The organism is Streptomyces sp. NPDC043854, assembly GCF_056436005.1.
Genome location: NZ_JBWKDK010000020.1, coordinates 1 through 15,462, shown reverse-complemented (window position 1 = coordinate 15,462; position 15,462 = coordinate 1). Strand labels below are relative to the sequence as shown.

Below are 15,462 nucleotides of genomic sequence, written 5' to 3'. Positions count from 1 at the left end.
CAGTTTTCCTGCCTTCTGGAAAAGTTCACGGGCGCCGCTGCACCCGCATCGGAGACAACGGGTCAAAACCCGTTCGGGTTATAGAGAAGGCAGGCATTTCACTCCATCGTGTAGCGGGTAGCAGCTGGTTCATGACCATCGATCGCCCCCTGCTCCTCCTCGACGTGGACGGCCCCCTCAACCCCTTCCGGTCCCGGCTGGCAAGCCTGCGCGGATACACCGGCCACCGGATGCGGCCCACGGTCTGGATGTCGAACCGGAGCCCGGATTCGCGCAGCGCACGGCGCGGTCTGAAGGTCCGCCTGCACCCGTCGCACGGCGCCCGGCTGCTCGCCCTGCCGTTCGACCTGGCCTGGGCCACGACCTGGATGAACGAGGCCAACACGATGGTCGCCCCGCACATCGGGCTCCCCGGCGACCTGCCGTTCATCGAGTGGCCGGAGCTGTTCGCCCGCGACCCCGACGGGCTCTCGTGGAAGACCCGGCCGCTGCTGGCGTGGGCGGCGGGCCGCCCCTTCGCCTGGGTCGACGACATGATCAACGCGCGGGACCGGGCGTGGGTCGCCGCCCACCACCCGGCGCCCGCCCTGCTGCTGCGCATCCATCCCCGCCACGGCCTGCGCGACCGGGACTTCACCGCCCTCGGGCGCTGGGCGGCCGGGATCAGTCCGGGAGCGCGCTGACCGGGTCCGCGGAGGGGCGGCCCGCGGGCCACCAGTCCTCGCCGCCCGGCCGGGACTCGTACGCGTACCAGAGGCCGTCGCGGCCGAGCCGCAGCTGCCGGGTGTCCGCGGTCAGCCGGTTGCGCTCGGGCCGGAACGATCCGCGGGAGGCGGCCAGGAGCGCCGGGCGGGCCCGGTCGAAGGGGCCGGCCGGGGGATCCCAGGGCTCTTCGAGGGCGACGAGCGCGGGCAGGCCGCCCTGGCGCCAGGCCGCGGCGGCCCGGGCGAGGTCGGTCGTGGTGCGGCCGGTGGCCCGGGCCAGGTCCCGGTAGAGGGCGCGGGCGGCGCCGGTCAGGCCAGCGGTGTGGTGGGCGGACGCCACACGGACGGCGTCCTGCCACAGGGTGAGGCCGCCGACCGGGTCCTCGCCGGTGCGCAGCAGCGCCAGCGCGCGGGCGGCCGCGTCCGTGGCGAGCTGGTCCAGCGCCAGCGGGTCCGGCGCGCCGGGCACACCGGGCTCGTCCGGGCAGGCGGGCGGCAGCCCCGGCACGGCGGGCGGGGCCGGCGGGGCCGGCAGCGGGGGCAGGGTGGTGCGGGCCAGCGCGGCGCGCGCCGGGATGCCGGGGAAGTCGGGTGCTGCGGCGGGCTGTTCGCGCGCGGCATGTGCGGCGTTGCGGCGGGCCAGCTCGTCGAGGAGCTCCCGCTCGCCCCGGCCGCGCAGGAGCAGCAGCAGGAACGGGTCCTCGTCGAGCAGGCGGGCCGCCCGGTGGCTCAGGGCCGCGGCGTGCTTGCACGGCGGACGTGCCGTGTCCGGGCAGGAGCAGCGCGGCCGGAGCTCGCCCGCCCCGGGCAGGATCCGCTCCGCCAGGGACTGCGGGACCTCCCGCTCCAGCAGCGCGGCCAGGGCCGCGGGGTCCGCGGCGGCCGCCTCCAGCAGCTCGTCCCACCCGGCGGCGTCGAACGGGGTCAGCGCCAGTTCCGTGCGGTACGGGCGGGTGCGGCTGCCCCGTACGTAGGCGACGATCCGGCCGGGCGTGACCGTGACCGCCTCGACGTGGCCCTCCGCCGCGTACGCGCGCCCGCGGGCCAGGCGTGCCGGGTCCCGGGCCGCGAGCTCCAGGGCCGACACCCAGGCCCGGCCCCACCAGCTGGTGGCGTCCACGCCGGCGGGCACGGTCTCGAAGGTGCGGCGGCGGTCCTCCCGCGTGGTGATCATGCGGGCCTCCTCAGGGCGACGAGGTCGGCGAGCTCGCGGTCGGTCAGCTCGGTGAGGGCCGCCTCCCCGGAGCCGAGGACGGCGTCGGCCAGCGCCCGCTTCGACTCCAGCAGCTCGGCGATCCGGTCCTCCACGGTGCCCTCGGCGATGATCCGGTGGACCTGGACGGGCTGGTCCTGGCCGATGCGGTAGGCGCGGTCGGTGGCCTGTTCCTCGACGGCCGGGTTCCACCAGCGGTCGAAGTGGACGACGTGTCCGGCGCGGGTGAGGTTCAGGCCGGTGCCGGCCGCCTTCAGGGACAGCACGAAGACCGGGACCTCCCCGGACTGGAAGCGGTCGACGAGCTCCTCGCGCTGCGCGACCGGGGTCCCGCCGTGCAGGAACTGGTGGGAGATCCCGCGCGCCGACAGGTGCCGCTCGATGATCCGGCCCATCGTCACGTACTGGGTGAAGACCAGCACCGAGCCGTTCTCCGCGAGGATGGTGTCCAGCAGCTCGTCCAGCAGGGCCAGCTTGCCGGAGCGGTGCGGGATCCGGGGCCGCTCCTCCTTCAGGTACTGCGCCGGGTGGTTGCATATCTGCTTCAGCGAGGCCAGCAGCTTCATGATCATGCCGCGCCGCTCCATCCCCTCGCCGGCCACGATCACGGCCATCGACTCGTCCACCGCGGCCTGGTAGAGCGAAACCTGCTCGCGGGTGAGGGAGACGGGGTGGTCGGTCTCCGTCTTCGGGGGCAGTTCGGGGGCGATGCCCGGGTCGGACTTGCGGCGCCGCAGCAGGAAGGGCCGGACGAGCGCCGCCAGCCGGGCCACGGCCGCCTCGTTGCCCCCGTCCTCCTCCTGCTGGTGCTCCACCGGCCGGGCGTGGCGGGCCCGGAAGGTCGTCAGCGGCCCCAGCAGGCCGGGCGTGGTCCAGTCGAGCAGCGCCCACAGCTCGGAGAGGTTGTTCTCCACCGGGGTGCCGGTGAGCGCCACCCGGGCCGGGGCGGGGATCGTGCGCAGCGCCTTCGCGGTCGCCGAGTGCGGGTTCTTCACGTGCTGCGCCTCGTCGGCGACGACCATGCCCCAGGCCTGTCCGGCGAGCCGGGCCGCGCTGGCGCGCATCGTCCCGTACGTGGTGAGGACGAATCCCCCGGCCAGGCCGTCGAGACTGCGGCCGCCGCCGTGGAAGCGGCGCACCGGGACGCCAGGCGCGAACCTCTCGATCTCCCGCTGCCAGTTGCCGAGCAGCGACGCCGGGCACACGACGAGGGTGGGCTCGGGGCGGTCGCGGTGCAGGTGGAGCGCGATCAGCGTGACGGTCTTGCCCAGGCCCATGTCGTCGGCGAGGCACCCGCCGAGGCCGAGCGAGGTCATCAGGTCCAGCCAGGCCAGCCCGCGGGCCTGGTAGTCGCGCAGGGTGGCCTTCAGGCCGGCGGGCTGCGGCAGCGGGGCGAGGTCTCCGGTCAGCCGCTCGCGCAGGGCGGCCAGGGCCCCGACGGGCACCGCCTCCACCCGCTGCCCGTCGACCTCGGCCGTGCCCGTCAGTACGGTCGCCAGCGCGTCCACCGGGTCCAGCAGGCCCAGATCCCGCTTGCGGGCCTTGCGGACCAGCTCGGGGTCGACGCGCACCCACTGGTCGCGCAGCCGCACCACCGGCCGGTGCGCCTGGGCGAGCGCCTCCATCTCGGACGGGGTGAGCCGGTCGCCGCCCAGGGCGAGTTCCCAGGAGAACGCGAAGAGGTGCTCGGCGTCGAAGAAGGCGGTGCCGTCGATGGCGGAGCCGGGCGCGGTGGAGCGGACGACGGCGGTCGCGGAGAGCGTACGGGCCAGCTCGCGCGGCCAGTGGACGGGGACCCCGGCGGCCGCCAGCCGGGTCGCGGCGGTGCCGAGGAGGTCTTCGAGCTCCGGGTCGGACAGCGGCAGCAGGTCGGGCACCGGCCGGTCCAGCAGGCGCAGCAGCGGCGGCCAGACGCGGGCGGCCCGGCGCAGGGCGAGGACGGCGTCGATGCGGGCGCGCGGCCCGAAGCCGGCGGGGGCCGCACCGGCCCACAGCTGCGCGGCGTCGGTGACGAGCGTGGGGTCGGCCAGGCTGTGCACCTGGACGACGGCGGCGCCCGCCCGGCGCAGCTCCACCCGCCCGGCCCCGTCCGCGCCGGGCCCCGCACCCAGCCCGGCGCCCGCACCCGCACCGGCGCCCTCGCCCGCTTCGGCGCCCTCGCCCGCCTCGGCGTACGCGTACGCGTCCTGCCCGGCGCCGGAGTCGAAGAGGCTGAAGGAGGACAGGTCGAGCAGCAGCGAGATCCCCACCCCGGTATCGGCACCGGCCGCGACCTGCGCCGCCCAGTCCCGTATCCCGGGCACCCGCTGCGGTTCCCGGGCGGCGAACGGCCGCCCGGCGGCCACGGGCGCGGCCGGGGTACGGGGCAGGCAGTCGGTGACGGCGTCGAGGAACGCCCGGACCAGGGCCTCCGGCTCGGGCAGTTGGAGCGGCCGGCGGCCGGGCAGGGGCGTGGCGTACCCCTCGTACGGGAGCGCGGCGGCGACCGCGCGGAGGAGGCCGATGTCCTCGGCGTCGAGCGGACCGGCGCGCCAGGCGTCGACGTCGTCGGGGGTGAGCCCGGGCAGCAGCCGGCCGCGGGCGGCGAGCGTGAGCGCGTGGGTGGCGGCGGTGCCCCAGGCCCGGGTGGCGGGATGGGTGACGGCGCTGCGCGGGGCGCGGACCAGCAGGGGCAGCGCGTCGGCGACGGCGAGGGCCACGGCGGGCACGGTCCGGGTCCGTACGCCCGTGCCGTGCGGGCGCACCACCTCGATCGCCGCCTGCGCCCCCTCCGGCACCTCGGGCAGCGGGTCGCCGTCCGGCGCCCAGAACGCGATCCTGCCCTGGCGCGGGACCGGGGCGGGCAGGAAGACGGCGGCGTGGCGCAGCAGCGCCTGCTGCGGTGGTTGCGGTGTCACCATGCCCCCCTTCCCTGCCGTTGCGTCGGTCGGACCACGTCTCCCGCCGAGTCTAGGCGCGCCCTGTGACAATCCCCGCTGACCTGGGCGTTCCCCGGCGTACGGAGGGCCGGTGGCACCATGGGACGTAGGCCCCGTACGACCGTCACGGCCTGGCCGTCAGGCGATGAGGCGATGTGCCCATGCGTACCGGAAACGAGCCGGTGACCGCTCGCAGTCCGCTGCGGCTGCGGTTCTGGCTGAGCGTGTGGGGGCTGCTCTGGGCTGCCGCCGGAACGGTTCTGTTCTCCCTGGCCGACCGCCCCGGCTGGGCGGCCGCGTGCGGGGTGGTCGCGGTCCTGGCAACGGTGGACATGGCCGTGGTGGTCCACCACATCCACCAGGGCCCGCACTACCAGCCGGGCCGGAACATCCCCCCGTACGAGCCTCCGCGGCGGTAGCAACCGGCGCGCGGGACCCGGTCGACCCAGGCGCAGAACCCGGTCGAGCCCGCGCGCGGGACCCGATCGAGCCGTCAGGAGGGGTTTTGGTCGTCGAAGCGGGCTGCCGCCACGTAGTCCGGCTGGGGGTCCAGGGCGGCGGCGAGCCGGAAGTGCCTGCGGGCCTGGTCGGGCCGGCCCGACCGCTCGTGGGTGCGGGCCAGCGCGAAGTGCGCGAACGCGTTGTCCGGCTCCCGCTCCACGATCAGCTCGAACTCCCGGGCCGCGCGGCGCAGTTGGGCGGAGGCGAAGTAGGCCCGGGCACGCAGCAGGCGGGCCGCGCCGCTCTCCGGGTGGGCGGCGATGACCGAGTCGAGGAGCTTCACGGCGCCGTGGGGGTCGCGGGCGGCCAGCAGCTGCTCGGCAGCCCGGAAGTCGATGACGTGCGTCTCCGGGGACGAGGACGGTGAGCCGGGCGGCGGAGCCTGCGGCGCGGTGTCGGTCACGGTCTGCTCCTTCCCTCTCCTCGCACGTTCCACGCGACGGGCTGCCGGGCGCTTCCCGGCGGCCGGTCGCGCCGGTCAGCTCCGGGCGGCCGATGCCTTCGCCCGGGTGGTCAGCTCGTCCCACACCGCGCGCACCTGCGGTTCCAGCGCGTCCAGCGGTCCGTCGTTGTCGATCACGAGGGTCGCCACGGCGAGCCGCTGCTCCCGCGTGGCCTGTGCGGCCATCCGGGCCCGGGCCTCGTCCTCGGCCATCCCGCGCAGGGCGGTCAGCCGGGCGAGCTGCGTCTGCGGGGCCGCGTCGACGACCACCACCAGGTCGTACAGCGGGGCGAGGCCGTTCTCCGTGAGCAGCGGTACGTCGTGCACCACGATCGCGTCGGGGCCTGCGGCGGCTTCCAGCTCGGCCGACCTGGCCCTGACCAGCGGGTGGACGATGCCGTTGAGGGTCTGGAGCTTCTCCTGGTCGGCGAAGACGATCGACCCGAGCCTGGGCCGGTCGAGCGTCCCCTCGGGGGTCAGCACGGATTCCCCGAAGGCCGCCACGACGGCCGCGAGACCGGGCGTGCCGGGTTCGACGACCTCCCGCGCGATGCGGTCGGAGTCGACGAGGATCGCCCCGTACCCCGCGAGCAGCCGCGAGACCTCGCTCTTGCCGGCGCCGATGCCGCCGGTGAGTCCTACCCTGAGCACGCCTCTGCCTCCACCCCTCGTCCCCGCCTGCGCGGGAAGCAGCTGCCGGCGCCCGCGACTTCCGCGCCCGCGAGCGCCCAGGCTAGCGGACGGCGGAAGGCGATCAGCCCTCGCCCTCGCGTTCGGCGAGGAACCGCTCGAACTCGCGGCCGATCTCCTCGGCGGACGGGATCTCCACCGGCTCGGCGATCATGTTGCCGCGGGTCTCGGCGCCGGCGGCCGCGTCGTACTGGTGCTCCAGGCCCCGGACCAGGGAGACGAGTTCCTCGTCGCCCTCCCGGATCTGCCGGTCGATCTCGGTCTGGGTGCGGTGGGCCTCGCTGCGCAGCCCGTGGGCCACGGCCGGCAGCACGAGCCCGGTGGCGGCGGTGATCGCCTCCAGCACGGTCAGCGCGGCGTCCGGGTACGGGGAGCGGGCGATGTAGTGCGGTACGTGCGCGGCGACGCCCAGCACGTCGTGCCCCGCCCGGCCGAGGCGGAACTCGACGAGTGATTCGGCGCTCCCGGGCACCTGGGCCTCGTCGAAGGGGCTGCGGTGGCCCGGCATGAGGTCGGTCCGGTTGCCGTGCGGGGTGATGCCGACGGGCCGGGTGTGCGGGACGCCCATGGGGATGCCGTGGAAGTTGACCGAGAGCCGGACGCCGAGGCGCTCGACGATCTGCCGGACGGCGGCGGCGAAGCGCTCCCACTCCACGTCCGGCTCGGGGCCGGACAGCAGCAGGAACGGGGCGCCGGTGGCGTCCTGGACGAGGCGGACCTCCAGGCGGGGCTCCTCGAACTCCGTCCAGTGGTCGCGCCGGAAGGTGAGCAGCGGGCGCCGGGCCCGGTAGTCGATCAGTCGGTCGGCGTCGAACCGGGCGACGACCTGGTGGGGCAAGCTGTCGAGCAGCCGCTCGACGATCTGCTGCCCGGTCTCGCCGGCGTCGATGTACCCCTCGAAGTGGTAGAGCATGACCAGTCCGGCCGAGTCCTGGGCGAGTGCCAGGTCAGCCACCGCCAGGCCCTTGGCGTCCCACTCGTACAAACCCTTTGGATCAAGCACCGTCACCGCTCCTCCTCGCCGCGTTATCTGCCATGAACGTCCGAGGGGGCCGCGCCATTCCCCGTCCCGGCGGGGTGATTCACGGCAACGCACCGCAGTACGGCAGCAGAACGGCAATGCATCGGCAGCGCATCGGCGGCGCATCGGCGGCGCATCGGCAATGCAGTGCCGGAGACAGCAGTGAGGCCCGCCCCCCGAGGGGGACGGGCCTCACCTTCAGCTCAGCTCACTCCCGGATCGCTCCGAGTGTGTGCGGTGTGCTGCGTTCCTGCGATCAGCTCTGGCCGCCGGCCAGCTTCTCGCGGAGCGCGGCCAGGGCCTCGTCGGAGGCCAGGGCGCCCGAGGTCTCGTCCGACTCCGAGGAGTAGGAGCCACCCGAGATGCCCGCACCGGCGTTGCCGGCGGCCGGGGCGGCAGCACCCTCGGCAGCGGCGGCCTCGTCGGCCTCGCGGCTCTTGATGACCTGCGCCTGGTGCTGCTCGAAGCGAGCCTGCGCCTCGGCGTACTGGCGCTCCCAGGCCTCGCGCTGCGCCTCGTAGCCCTCGAGCCAGTCGTTGGTCTCGGGGTCGAAGCCCTCGGGGTAGATGTAGTTGCCCTGGTCGTCGTAGGACGCGGCCATGCCGTACAGGGTCGGGTCGAACTCGACCGACGCCGGGTCGGCACCGAAGGACTCGTTGGCCTGCTTCAGGGACAGCGAGATCCGGCGACGCTCGAGGTCGATGTCGATGACCTTGACGAAAATCTCGTCGTTGACCTGGACGACCTGCTCCGGGATCTCCACGTGGCGCTCGGCCAGCTCGGAGATGTGGACCAGGCCCTCGATGCCCTCGTCCACGCGGACGAACGCACCGAACGGAACCAGCTTGGTGACCTTGCCCGGGACGACCTGGCCGATCTGGTGGGTCCGGGCGAACTGCTGCCACGGGTCCTCCTGCGTCGCCTTCAGCGACAGGGAGACACGCTCGCGGTCCATGTCGACGTCGAGGACCTCGACGGTGACCTCCTGGCCGACCTCGACGACCTCGGACGGGTGGTCGATGTGCTTCCAGGACAGCTCGGAAACGTGGACCAGACCGTCGACGCCACCCAGGTCCACGAAGGCACCGAAGTTGACGATCGAGGAGACGACGCCGGAGCGGACCTGGCCCTTCTGCAGGGTGGTGAGGAACGTCTGGCGGACCTCGGACTGGGTCTGCTCCAGCCAGGCGCGGCGGGACAGGACCACGTTGTTGCGGTTCTTGTCCAGCTCGATGATCTTCGCCTCGAGCTCCTTGCCCACGTAGGGCTGGAGGTCGCGGACACGGCGCATCTCGACCAGGGAGGCCGGGAGGAAGCCGCGGAGGCCGATGTCGAGGATGAGACCACCCTTGACGACCTCGATGACGGTACCGGTGACGATGCCGTCCTCTTCCTTGATCTTCTCGATGGTGCCCCAGGCACGCTCGTACTGGGCGCGCTTCTTCGAGAGGATCAGGCGGCCTTCCTTGTCCTCCTTCTGGAGGACCAGGGCCTCGATCTCGTCGCCGACCTTGACGACCTCGTTCGGGTCGACGTCGTGCTTGATCGAGAGCTCGCGGCTCGGGATGACGCCTTCGGTCTTGTAGCCGATGTCGAGCAGGACCTCGTCCCGGTCGACCTTCACGATGACGCCGTCGACGATGTCGCCGTCGTTGAAGTACTTGATCGTCTCGTCGATCGCGGCGAGGAAGGCTTCCTCGTTACCGATGTCGTTGACCGCAACCTGCGGAGTGGTGGCGGTGGTCTCGGTGCTGCTCGTCATGTGGGAAAGGGCTCCGGTACGGACATGAAGTCGTAGGTACTGCTACGCCGGGAGCCCTTATCGGCACCTGCCGAAGAAGCCGGACAGCCTAGGAAGCCCAATTCCGCCGAAGGCGGCAGGGCCTCGAGAACCGAGGGGACATCAACAGATGCAAGCGCAGCCTGCTAGGTCTGAGGAGCACAGGCTCGCAGCGCAACTTGTAGCATACGGGGACGGCCGGGCAGGGTCAATGCGCGAAGGCGCACACCCCGGGCGGATCACCGCACAACCGGCACAATTCATGGGCGGGCAGGCGCGAATGGCCGCCCCGACCACTTTCGCAGACTACGACGACGGGCCCCATGAACCAAGAGGACTACGCCCCCGAACACGTGCACGGCATCCGCGGCGACACCGGGGACGACGCCGTCGCCACACGGCGTGACGCCGACGACGCGGAGAGCAGCCGGGCCAGCCGCTCCTGGTGGGACCGCAACGCGGACGACTACCAGCACGAGCACGGCGCCTTCCTCGGCGACGACCGCTTCGTGTGGGGCCCTGAGGGCCTGGACGAGGCCGACGCCGCCCTCCTCGGCCCGACGGCCTCCCTGAAGGGCAAGGTCGTCCTGGAGATCGGCGCCGGCGCCGCCCAGTGCTCCCGCTGGCTGGCCGCCCAGGGCGCCCGCCCGGTGGCCCTCGACCTCTCCCACCGCCAGCTCCAGCACGCCCTGCGCATCGACGGCGGCGCGGTCCCCCTGGTGGAGGCGGACGCCGGGAGGCTGCCGTTCCGCGACGGCTCCTTCGACCTGGCCTGCTCCGCGTACGGGGCCGTCCCCTTCGTCGCCGACCCGGTGAACGTCATGCGGGAGGTGCACCGCGTCCTGCGGCCCGGCGGCCGCTGGGTCTTCTCGGTCACCCACCCCATCCGCTGGGCCTTCCCGGACGAGCCCGGCCCGGAGGGGCTGTCGGTGGCGGCCTCCTACTTCGACCGGACCCCGTACGTCGAACAGGACGATCAGGGGCGCGCCGTGTACGTGGAGCACCACCGCACGCTCGGCGACCGGGTCCGGGACGTGGTGGCGGGCGGGTTCCGGCTGCTCGACCTGGTGGAGCCGGAGTGGCCCGCCTGGAACAGCCAGGAGTGGGGCGGCTGGTCCCCGCTCCGCGGCAACCTGATCCCCGGCACCGCGATCTTCGTCTGCGAGCGGGCGGACGGAGCCTGAGCCGTGCCCGTACGCACCTCCGCCCTCGACGCCCTCCCCGTACGCGAGGCCCTGCCCGCGCTCTCCTCGGCCCTGGACGGCCACGGCACCGCGGTGCTGTGCGCCCCGCCCGGCACCGGCAAGACCACGCTGGTGCCGCTGGCCCTGGCCGGGCTGGTCGGCGGCGGCCCGCGGCGCCGGGTCGTCGTCGCCGAGCCCCGGCGGATCGCCGCCCGGGCCGCGGCGCGGCGGATGGCCTGGCTGCTGGGCGAGCGAAGCGTGGGCGGCGCGGTCGGCTTCACGGTGCGCGGGGAGCGGGCGGTGGGCCCCGACACGGTGGTGGAGGTGGTCACCACCGGTGTCCTGCTCCAGCGCCTCCAGCGGGACCAGGAGCTGTCCGGGGTGGACGTGGTCGTCCTCGACGAGTGCCACGAGCGGCACCTGGACGCCGACACGGTCGCCGCGTTCCTCCTGGACGTACGGGAGACCCTGCGCCCGGAGCTGCGGCTGGTCGCGGCCTCGGCGACCACCGACGCGGAGGGCTGGGCGCGGCTGCTCGGCGGTGCCCCGGTGGTGCGGGCGGAGGGTGTCTCGTACCCGGTGGAGACGGTCTGGGCCCCGCCGGCCCGTGCGGTGCGGCCGCCGCACGGAATGCGGGTGGATCCGGCGCAGCTGGCGCACGTGGCCGCCGTGGTGCGGCGGGCGCTGGCGGAGCGCTCCGGGGACGTGCTGTGCTTCCTGCCCGGCGTCGGTGAGATCGGCCGGGTGGCCGGTCTGCTCGCCGGGGTCGACGCGGAGGTGCTCCAGGTCCACGGCCGGGCTCCGGCGGCGGTCCAGGACGCGGCTCTGACCCCGGCCGGGCACCGCAGGGTGATCCTCTCCACGGCGGTGGCGGAGTCGAGCCTGACCGTGCCCGGGGTGCGGGTCGTGGTGGACTCCGGGCTGGCCCGCGAGCCGCGGATGGACCACGCGCGGGGCCTGGGCGCGCTGACGACCGTACGGGCCTCCCGCGCGGCGGCCCGGCAGCGGGCCGGTCGCGCGGGCCGGGAGGCGCCGGGGACGGTGTACCGGTGCTGGGCGGAGGCGGAGCACGGGCGGCTGCCGGCGTTCCCCGCCCCGGAGATGCGGCTGGCCGACCTGACCGCGTTCGCGCTGCACGCCGCATGCTGGGGGGATCCCGACGCGTCGGGGCTCGCCCTGCTGGACCCGCCGCCAGCGGGGGCGATGGCGGCGGCGAGGTCCGTGCTGTCCGCGGTGGGCGCGCTGGACGCGGCCGGGCGGGTGACACCGCGCGGCGCGGCGATGTCCCGGCTCGGCCTGCACCCGCGGCTGGCCCGGGCCCTGCTGGACGGGGCGGCGGCGCTGGGCGGGCGGCGGGTGGCCGAGGTGGTGGCACTGCTGAGCGAGGAGCCGCCGCGGGAGTACGGGGACGACCTCGTCGCGGCATGGCGGGCCGCGCGGGCCGCCGGGGCCGGGCGCGGCGGGGGCGACGGGTATGCGGGACGCTGGCGTGCCGAGGCCGGGCGGCTGGCGGCGGCGTCGGCCGCCTCGGCCCCCGGACGGAGCCCGGGTGAGGGCCCGGGCGGAGGCCGGGGAACGGGCGAAGGGCGGGTAGGGGACGTCCAACCCGGCGGCCGGGCGGCGGACGACCACGTCGCCGGGCTCGTCGTCGCGCTCGCCTTCCCCGAGCGCGTGGCCCGCGCCCGCGGCCGGGGCCAGTACCTCATGGCCTCCGGCACGGGGGCAGCCCTGCCCGAGGGCTCCCGCCTCGCCACCGCGGGCGACTGGCTCGCCATCGCCGTCGCCGACCGCACCACCGGCTCCGCCGACGCCCGCATCCGGCTGGCCGCCGTCCTCGACGAGGCCACGGCCCGGGCCGCCGCCGAGCACCTGTTCTCCTCCACTGAGGAGGTGCACTGGGAGGCCGGCACCGGCGGCAGCGCCGGAGACGTGGCGGCGCGCGCCGTGCAGCGGCTCGGCGCGATCGAGCTCACCACCCGCCCGCTCCGCGACCCGGACCCCGCCCTGGTGCGCCGGGCCCTGCTGGAGGGATTCGCGGCCGAGGGCCCGGGCGCCCTGCTGCGCTGGTCCGCGGACGCCCTGGTGCTGCGCGAGCGCCTCGCTTTCCTGCACCGCACCCTGGGCACGCCCTGGCCGGACGTGTCCGACGCCGCCCTGCTGGCCCGCCCGACGGAGGACTGGCTGGAGCCCGAGCTGTCCTCGGCCCGGCGCCGCGCCGACCTGGCGCGGATCGACGCCGGCCGGGCCCTGGCCCGACTGCTGCCCTGGGCCGCCGGCGAGGCCGCCCGCCTGGACGAGCTGGCCCCGGAGCGGATCGAGGTGCCCAGCGGCTCCCGGATCCGGTTGGACTACTCGGCCGAGCAGCCCGTCCTCGCGGTCAAGCTCCAGGAGCTGTTCGGGCTCGCCGAGACGCCCCGGGTGGCGGGGGTGCCCGTACTCGTGCACCTGCTGTCGCCGGCCGGGCGGCCCGCGGCGGTCACCGCCGACCTGGCCTCCTTCTGGCAGGGCGGCTACCGCGCCGTCCGCGCCGAGCTCCGGGGCCGGTACCCCAGGCACCCCTGGCCGGAGGATCCGGCGACGGCCGAGCCGACCCGGCACACCAACGCCCGCCTCAGGCGCTGACCTCCGCGCCGGCGGCGGTGGTGCGGCGGCCGCGCGCCTCCAGCCACAGGGCCGCCCCGAGCAGCGCGAGCCCGGCGGCGGCCAGCCCGGCCGGGGCGTAGGTGTGCAGGGCGAGGACCTTCGCGCGGTTCGAGCGGACCAGGTCGGCGGTGTACCGGCTGTAGTCCTCGCGCATCTTCACGTGCCCGGCGAAGACGGTGAGCCGCCCCTCCGGTGCGCCGGCGGCGATGCCGCCGCGCATCTCCTGCTCCACGACCTGCTCGGCGTTGACGGGCGCCCCGGTGACGGGGTCGACCCAGAACATCGCCTTGGCCTTGTACCAGAGGCTGGTGCCGGTGCTCTGCTCGAAGGTCGCCGGGTCGATGCCCTCGATCGGCATCTTCTTGGGCAGGGGGACCTTCGTCCAGGGCACGTGCTGCTCGAAGTAGTGGACGTCCATGCCCCGGAACGTGCGCGGGCCGACGTAGTGGACCGGGGCGGAGGTGCGGGTCTGGGCGTCGAAGTAGAGGTAGTCGCGCGGCTCGGTGAAGAACGGCCACTTGAACTCGATGCCCTCGCGTGTGACGGGGTCGCCGTCCACGGCCTCGCCGGCGGCGTGCACGGGTGCCTGGGTGTGGGCGTCGAAGATGTAGCGCTCGGGGATCTGGGAGACCGTCTTCCCGTCGGGGCCCGCGATGTGGGACAGGGTGTCCCAGACGACGACGTCCCGGCCCGCGCTCGCCTCGATCTCCCTCGACGCCTCGACGTTGCCCTTGAGGGTCTGGACGATCGTGACCTTGTCGACCTTCTTGGGCTGCATGCCGCCCGCGTAGTCGAGGAGGATCGCGTCCTTCGCCTCCAGGACCGTCTCCTGGTACTGGTTCGGCGGGACCTTGGCGAGGCGGGGGTACGCGTACCAGCGCAGCAGCGGCGCGAGGGCGGTGCAGAACACCGCGAGGGCGATGAGGACGAGGCTCGCTCGGCGTCGCACGTCCGGCCCCCTCACTGCTGCCCGGGCGCGGCGGGCGCGGTGGTGAGCAGGGGTCTGGGCGAGGTCCTGCCCTCCTGCGCCCCGAGCGCCGTGAGGGCGAACACGAGGGCCAGCGCGGCGGCAAGGCCGATGGCGGCGGCGGCGAGTGCGCGCATACCGGGCCTCCGGATCTGATGGGGCGTCAGGGCGGAGGCACGGTAGCAACGCGCGTGCGAGATGAGAACCGTTCGGCTACGGGGTTTGCGCGCCGCTCCGCGCCGGGCCCGGGGAGGGGGACGCGGACAGGGCCGCGGACGGCGAACCGGACGGCTGGGCTGCGGAGGGCGTCGGCCGGACGCTCACCGTGGGGCTGGGGGTGGGGCCGGGGGTGGCCGTCGGCTTGGGCGTGGGGGTCGGCGTCGGTGTGGGCTTGGGCGTCGGCGCCGGTGTCACGGGCGGGGTCGGCGTGGGCGTGGGGCTCGGCGTGGGCTTCGGGCTCGGCGTCGGCGTCGGCCCGGTGCTCGGCTTCGGGGACGGAGTGGGCGAAGGCGTGGGGGTGGGCTTGGGCTGCGGCTTCGTCGGCGTACCGGCTGCCCCGCCTCCCGCGTTGGGGACCTCGTGCGCTCCCTTGAGGTAGTACGCGAACCAGGACCGCACCGTGCCCAGGTACTCCGAGGAGTGGTTGTAGGAGAGCACCGCCCGGTCCAGATCCGCGTCCACCCGCAGGTCGCGGCTGCCCGCGCACAGGTAGCGTCCGGCGGCGAGGGCGGCGTCGTACACGTTGCCGGGGTTGCGCACGCCGTCGCCGTCGGCGTCCTGGCCCCAGGCCGCCCAGGTGGACGGGATGAACTGCATGGGCCCGACGGCGCGGTCGTAGGCGGTGTCCCCGTCGTAGCGGCCGCCGTCCGTGTCCCGGATCGTCGCGAAGCCGTTGCCGTCGAGGACCGGTCCGAGGACCGGCCGCAGGGTGGTGCCGGCGGCGTCGACGCGCCCGCCGCCCGCGTGCCCGGACTCGACCTTGCCGATCGCCGCGAGGAGTTGCCATCGGAGCCCGCAGCCCGGGTCCGTGCGGCCGATCCGGTCCTCGGCCTGCTTGTACGCGGCCAGCACGGTCGCCGGTACCCCCTGTGCCCCCGTCGCGCCGCCCGCGGCGACGGGCTGGTTGGGGGATCCGGCCGTCCCGCCGGCATCGGCCGGCGGGGTCTGCGCGCCCTCCGGCAGCAGGGCGGCCGGCGGCTCCGGGCTGGGGAGGGGCGGGAGTTCGGTGAGGTACGCGCCGTCGCCGCCGTCTTCCCCGCCGGCCGGCGGGGGCGCAGGGGGGGGGGGGGGGGGGGGGGGGGGGGGTGGGGGGTGGTGGGGGGGGGGGGGGGAGGCCCCCCCCCACGGTGGTGGGGAGTGGATATTCCGGCGCGTCGCACTAGCACAAGGACGCCGATCG

At 75.0% G+C, this 15,462-nt stretch carries 13 protein-coding genes; 4 read left to right on the top strand and 9 right to left on the bottom strand.

Features of this window, described 5'->3' with window-relative positions:
- Positions 1 to 131: 131 nt before the first annotated feature.
- Positions 132 to 683: a hypothetical protein gene (locus AC068A_RS19465; protein WP_478586439.1), complete on the top strand. Its 552-nt coding sequence runs from the start codon at positions 132 to 134 to the stop codon at positions 681 to 683.
- Here AC068A_RS19465 and AC068A_RS19460 read toward each other — a convergent pair.
- Both AC068A_RS19460 and AC068A_RS19455 read right to left on the bottom strand, forming a co-directional pair.
- Positions 664 to 1,878, bottom strand: coding sequence for an SWIM zinc finger family protein (locus AC068A_RS19460; protein ID WP_478586437.1), 1,215 nt, complete (start codon positions 1,876 to 1,878; stop codon positions 664 to 666). The genes AC068A_RS19465 and AC068A_RS19460 overlap by 20 nt on opposite strands.
- Positions 1,875 to 4,817, bottom strand: coding sequence for a DEAD/DEAH box helicase (locus AC068A_RS19455; protein ID WP_478586435.1), 2,943 nt, complete (start codon positions 4,815 to 4,817; stop codon positions 1,875 to 1,877). The genes AC068A_RS19460 and AC068A_RS19455 overlap by 4 nt, the downstream gene beginning before the upstream one ends.
- A gap of 179 nt (positions 4,818 to 4,996) precedes the next feature.
- Here AC068A_RS19455 and AC068A_RS19450 point away from each other — a divergent pair, with 179 nt between their 5' ends.
- Entirely contained in the window at positions 4,997 to 5,254 is a 258-nt protein-coding gene (locus AC068A_RS19450; RefSeq protein WP_478586433.1) for a DUF6343 family protein, read from the top strand.
- Positions 5,255 to 5,328: 74 nt separating this feature from the next.
- Here AC068A_RS19450 and AC068A_RS19445 read toward each other — a convergent pair whose 3' ends face one another.
- The 4 genes from AC068A_RS19445 to rpsA all read right to left on the bottom strand — a co-directional run bounded on the left by AC068A_RS19445 (position 5,329) and on the right by rpsA (position 9,251).
- Positions 5,329 to 5,739, bottom strand: coding sequence for a tetratricopeptide repeat protein (locus AC068A_RS19445; protein WP_478586431.1), 411 nt, complete (start codon positions 5,737 to 5,739; stop codon positions 5,329 to 5,331).
- Positions 5,740 to 5,814: 75 nt separating this feature from the next.
- Positions 5,815 to 6,429 (bottom strand): dephospho-CoA kinase, encoded by a 615-nt coding sequence (coaE, locus tag AC068A_RS19440; protein WP_478586429.1) that lies wholly within the window; start codon positions 6,427 to 6,429, stop codon positions 5,815 to 5,817.
- A gap of 103 nt (positions 6,430 to 6,532) precedes the next feature.
- Positions 6,533 to 7,471, bottom strand: coding sequence for a PAC2 family protein (locus AC068A_RS19435; protein ID WP_478586427.1), 939 nt, complete (start codon positions 7,469 to 7,471; stop codon positions 6,533 to 6,535).
- Positions 7,472 to 7,745: 274 nt separating this feature from the next.
- Positions 7,746 to 9,251 carry a 30S ribosomal protein S1 gene (rpsA, locus tag AC068A_RS19430; protein WP_179176975.1) on the bottom strand — a complete coding sequence of 502 codons (1,506 nt, stop codon included), beginning with the start codon at positions 9,249 to 9,251 and terminating at the stop codon, positions 7,746 to 7,748.
- Positions 9,252 to 9,592: 341 nt separating this feature from the next.
- Between rpsA and AC068A_RS19425 the strand changes: the two genes are divergently transcribed.
- Positions 9,593 to 10,453 (top strand): class I SAM-dependent methyltransferase, encoded by an 861-nt coding sequence (locus AC068A_RS19425; protein ID WP_478586425.1) that lies wholly within the window; start codon positions 9,593 to 9,595, stop codon positions 10,451 to 10,453.
- 3 nt (positions 10,454 to 10,456) lie between these two features.
- Positions 10,457 to 13,075: an ATP-dependent helicase HrpB gene (gene hrpB, locus AC068A_RS19420; protein ID WP_478586424.1), complete on the top strand. Its 2,619-nt coding sequence runs from the start codon at positions 10,457 to 10,459 to the stop codon at positions 13,073 to 13,075.
- Here the strand turns inward: hrpB and pgfA are convergent.
- The 3 genes from pgfA to AC068A_RS19405 form a co-directional block, all read right to left on the bottom strand.
- Positions 13,065 to 14,045 carry a cell envelope lipid trafficking protein PgfA gene (gene pgfA, locus AC068A_RS19415; protein WP_478586422.1) on the bottom strand — a complete coding sequence of 327 codons (981 nt, stop codon included), beginning with the start codon at positions 14,043 to 14,045 and terminating at the stop codon, positions 13,065 to 13,067. The two genes, hrpB and pgfA, sit on opposite strands and share 11 nt — an antisense overlap.
- Positions 14,046 to 14,056: 11 nt before the next feature.
- A complete protein-coding gene (locus AC068A_RS19410; RefSeq protein WP_478586420.1) occupies positions 14,057 to 14,200 on the bottom strand; it encodes an SPW_0924 family protein in 144 nt (47 codons plus the stop codon).
- 76 nt (positions 14,201 to 14,276) lie between these two features.
- The gene (locus AC068A_RS19405; protein WP_478586418.1) at positions 14,277 to 15,134 is read right to left on the bottom strand and encodes a lytic transglycosylase domain-containing protein; all 858 of its coding nucleotides are present in this window, start codon (positions 15,132 to 15,134) and stop codon (positions 14,277 to 14,279) included.
- Positions 15,135 to 15,462 lie beyond the last annotated feature (328 nt).

Coding starts and splice junctions, on each gene's coding strand:
- AC068A_RS19465 (WP_478586439.1), top strand. CDS start 132: ATGACCATCGATCGCCCCCTGCTCCTCCTCGACGTGGACGGCCCCCTC.
- AC068A_RS19460 (WP_478586437.1), bottom strand. CDS start 1,878: ATGATCACCACGCGGGAGGACCGCCGCCGCACCTTCGAGACCGTGCCC.
- AC068A_RS19455 (WP_478586435.1), bottom strand. CDS start 4,817: ATGGTGACACCGCAACCACCGCAGCAGGCGCTGCTGCGCCACGCCGCC.
- AC068A_RS19450 (WP_478586433.1), top strand. CDS start 4,997: ATGCGTACCGGAAACGAGCCGGTGACCGCTCGCAGTCCGCTGCGGCTG.
- rpsA (WP_179176975.1), bottom strand. CDS start 9,251: ATGACGAGCAGCACCGAGACCACCGCCACCACTCCGCAGGTTGCGGTC.
- AC068A_RS19425 (WP_478586425.1), top strand. CDS start 9,593: ATGAACCAAGAGGACTACGCCCCCGAACACGTGCACGGCATCCGCGGC.
- AC068A_RS19410 (WP_478586420.1), bottom strand. CDS start 14,200: ATGCGCGCACTCGCCGCCGCCGCCATCGGCCTTGCCGCCGCGCTGGCC.